Below are 2463 nucleotides of genomic sequence, written 5' to 3'. Positions count from 1 at the left end.
TGGAGCCAGCAGAATCAGAGACATTACCATTGCCAGGGACTGAGTCCAGTCTGGCAGTGCAGTGTAGTGCAGGTGGTGGCCACCAGCCCACATGTAAGTCGCGATCAGTGCCCAGAAGTGCACGATGGACAGACGGTAGGAGAAGATTGGACGCTCAGCCTGCTTAGGTACGAAGTAGTACATCATACCCAGGAAGCCTGCAGTCAGGAAGAAACCTACCGCGTTGTGACCGTACCACCACTGAACCATTGCATCGACTGCACCAGGATATACAGAGTAAGACTTGGTCAGAGATACAGGCAGGGCAGCGCTGTTTACGATGTGCAGAACAGCAACGGTGATGATGAACGCCATGTAGAACCAGTTACCCACGTAGATGTGGGAGGTTTTACGCAGCTTAACGGTACCCAGGAATACGATTGCGTAGGATACCCAAACAACTGCGATCAGCAGGTCGATTGGCCATTCCAGCTCAGCGTATTCTTTACCGGAGGTCCAGCCCATTGGCAGGGAGATTGCTGCCAATACGATGATTGCCTGCCAGCCCCAGAACGTGAACGCAGCCAGGCCGCCACCGAACAGACGAGTCTGACAGGTGCGCTGTACTACATAGTAGGAAGTTGCGAACAGTGCTCAACCACCAAACGCAAAGATTACTGCGTTGGTGTGCAACGGACGAAGACGACCGTAAGTCAACCAAGGAATATCAAAGTTTAGTGCTGGCCAAACCAACTGGGCAGCGATTAGGACACCGACGGCCATTCCGACGATACCCCAAACCACTGTCATGATGGCGAACTGGCGCACCACTTTATAATTGTAGGTGGGGTGTTCAGTTGCTGTGCTCATGTCAGGCTCTCATCAACAAGCTATTAAGGAAATTTGAGTTCAGCGGCAATTATGTGGAAATGGCCATTGATTTTCAATGTAAGTGTCGGAAAAAGTGAGACCAATTGTCGCACCTGCGAAATGCATATTAGAGGAGGATTAAAGGTTGGGGGGAGTACGTGGTGTTTTTTTTAAGATCATGAAAATGAAGGGAAAAATATTTTATTTTAAATAAAATAAGAATGCTCCTGTGTTTATTTTTATGTTTTTTTTAGTTCTTTAGGGCTGCTTTTAACGAACCTGTAAAACCCCTTTTTGGTTCTTTACTTGATGTAGATCAAGCTGCCTAAATAGGTATGATTCTCCTTTCTCTGCTACCAAGGTACTAAGCCAATGTTTAAAAAAGAGAATTGCCCCGTCGCGCGCGTTCTGCTTGCGCACGGAGCGGGTGCGGGTAAGGATCACCCCTTTATGTTGCAGATGGATGAATTGCTTTCAGGTATAGGCCTACAGGTTGTCCGTTTTGAATTTCCCTATATGCAGAAGCGTCGAGAAGACGGTAAACGCCGTCCGCCGGATCGTATGCCGGTTTTGCTGGGCCACTATAAAGCATTGATTGACTCGCATTGTGTTGAATCCGATGTGCCGGTCTATATTGCGGGCAAATCGATGGGAGGTCGTGTGGCTTCAATGTTGCTGGATGAAACAGATGCAGTCGCATGTTTTGCTTTGGGCTTTCCGTTTCATCCGCCGGGTAAGCCGGACAAGTTACGTACCGGGCATCTGGAAGGCATAACCAAGCCTGTGCATATTTTTCAGGGCACGCGAGATCCGATGGGATATCGGGAAGAAGTGTTACACTACGCGCTTTCTGAATCGGTACATCTGCATTGGCTTGAAGATGGGGACCATGATCTTAAGCCTAGGAAGGCGTCCGGATTTAGCCAGCAAATGCATCTCGAACACGTCACTCGTCAGATTGAGGAGATTATTCGTTGAACGAATTTCACCGTCTTGTGCTGCAATGCCGGCCAGGATTTGAGAAAGAGGCCGCGGCTGAGATAGCAGACCGCGCAGCGGAAGTGGGTATCTATGGCTATTGTCAGCTGGAACCCCAGTCAGGTTACGTCCTGTTTACCTGTTCACAGTCAGGCGACGCGCGTGTTGTTGTGGATAAGGTGGATTTTCGTTCTTTGGTGTTCATTCGGCAGTGGATGGCGTGTGGCGATCTGCAGCATCTGGAAGCGGGCGATCGTATCGGACAGCTCAGCGGACTGTTGGAATCATATCCTGAATGTGTCGAGCTGTGGGTCGAGCAGCCGGATACAACGGAAGGGCGAGAGTTAGTCACTTTTTGTCGTAAGTTCGGCTCTGCTTTAGCGCAGTTTCTGCGCAAGTCAGGAAAGCTGATTAAGGCTAAGCGTTCCCAGGCGTTGCGTCTTCAGTTATTCGTGCTGTCGGGCAGCGAGATGTATGTTGGCATCGCGCCTGTCACGAACTCCGCGCCGTGGATTAATGGTATTCCGCGTCTTAAGTTTCCTAAGCAGGCGCCAAGTCGCTCAACCCTGAAGCTGGAGGAGGCATGGCATTGGTTTGTGCCGGCCAAGCAGTGGGATGAGCGAATCCCGCTCGGGG

Annotated in this window: 2 protein-coding genes and 1 pseudogene; 2 read left to right on the top strand and 1 reads right to left on the bottom strand. The window is 50.3% G+C overall.

The genetic code is table 11. The features are described 5' to 3' along the window. Window positions 1-849: pseudogene (locus ABYW01_RS19340) on the bottom strand (cbb3-type cytochrome c oxidase subunit I); the annotation flags it as partial. 372 nt (window positions 850-1221) lie between these two features. Between ABYW01_RS19340 and ABYW01_RS19335 the strand changes: the two are divergent. Together ABYW01_RS19335 and rlmM are read left to right on the top strand one after the other, a co-directional pair. Continuing rightward, window positions 1222-1827, top strand: coding sequence for an alpha/beta family hydrolase (locus ABYW01_RS19335; protein ID WP_372835983.1), 606 nt, complete (start codon window positions 1222-1224; stop codon window positions 1825-1827). Next, the coding region (gene rlmM / locus ABYW01_RS19330) for a 23S rRNA (cytidine(2498)-2'-O)-methyltransferase RlmM (protein ID WP_372835981.1) at window positions 1824-2463 on the top strand (640 nt) is incomplete at its 3' end. The genes ABYW01_RS19335 and rlmM, both read left to right, overlap by 4 nt.

The sequence above is a fragment of the Pontibacterium sp. genome (assembly GCF_041587635.1).
Lineage (GTDB): Bacteria > Pseudomonadota > Gammaproteobacteria > Pseudomonadales > Balneatricaceae > Pontibacterium.
The sequence above is the reverse complement of the archived record's forward strand: the minus strand, read 5'-3'. Positions and strand labels throughout refer to the sequence as shown.

Bases quoted from the DNA above. Each gene is read 5' to 3' on its own strand.
- ABYW01_RS19335 (WP_372835983.1), top strand. From the start codon at position 1,222: ATGTTTAAAAAAGAGAATTGCCCCGTCGCGCGCGTTCTGCTTGCGCAC.